Origin of the sequence: Vibrio sp. 661, assembly GCF_033339315.1 — a bacterium.
Classification (GTDB): Bacteria; Pseudomonadota; Gammaproteobacteria; order Enterobacterales; family Vibrionaceae; genus Vibrio; species Vibrio alginolyticus.
The window spans coordinates 1-1209 of the sequence record NZ_JAWOUJ010000089.1; the positions used below are offsets into that span (position 1 = coordinate 1).

Genomic DNA, 1209 nt, shown 5'->3' on the forward strand with positions numbered 1-1209 from the left:
CTTTGGTTTGTTAATCACGCCCTGGGCCGTTTACTTCCTATCTGTGGTGGTAGATCAGTTAGAAGAGTCTCGTCAACGATTGACGAAGCTGGTTTCTAAATTGAAAGACATGCGTTCACGCGACCAAGAACTGAACTTCCAACTACAGCAGAACATCGAAAAGCTCAATCTAGAGATTGAAGAGCGGATTAAAGCGGAAGAAGCGCGTGAAGAGGCGATGCAGGATTTAGAAAATGAGGTTTTCCAGCGTGAGCGAACGCAATTAGAGTTAGCAGAGCGTACCGCCTTGTTACGTTCATTCATCGATGCGTCACCTGATTTGATTTATTACCGTAATGCCGATGGCGTTTTCTCTGGTTGTAACCGAGCGATGGAAGAGTTAACGGGCAAGAAAGAGCATCAACTTGTCGGCTTGAGCCCGTGGGATGTCTACAGTAAAGAAATTGCGCAACCAATCGTAGATACCGACCAAAAAGTCTTTAGCGACAACCAAGCGATCACTTACGAGCAATGGTTGGAATACCCTGATGGGCGAAAACACTATTTTGAATTGCGCAAAGTACCATTTTATAGCAAAGACGGTCGCCACTTGGGGTTGGTTGGTTTTGGGCGAGACATTACTGAGCGTAAGCGTCACGAAGAATCTCTAGAAAAAGCCAGCCGAGATAAAACGACGTTTATCTCCACAATTAGCCATGAACTTCGCACACCGTTAAACGGCATTGTTGGCTTGAGTCGAATGTTGCTTGATAGCCCGCTGACGGAAGAGCAGCGTAAGCACATGCAGACGATCAACGTGAGTGCGATTACGTTGGGGAATATCTTCAATGACATCATCGATATGGACAAATTCGACCGTCGCAAGCTTGAACTGTTACCTGCACCATTGAACTTTGAAGACTTTGTCGCCGAGATAGAGAGTATTTCGGCGCTCATGGCGGAACAAAAAGGACTGCGTTTCGACTTAGAACGTTTGAGTGACTTACCAAAAGCGATCGAGGTGGATGCGACCCGTTTACGCCAGGTGATTTGGAATCTAGTGAGCAACGCGATGAAGTTCACCAAAGAAGGTGGCGTTGTGATGACAGTCAGCGCTGATGCCGAAGAAGACTTCGCGACCATTATTATGGAAGTCGAAGACACCGGCATCGGTATTCCTGAAGCTGAACTGGATAAGATTTTTGCTATGTATTATCAAGTTAAGTCGGG

General features: G+C 46.4%; 1 protein-coding gene. It reads left to right on the top strand.

All coding sequences use genetic code 11. The features are described from left to right. Positions 1-1209, top strand: a 1209-nt coding sequence (locus R7P69_RS24880) for a PAS domain-containing protein (protein ID WP_318121776.1), incomplete at both ends; no start/stop codon positions are given.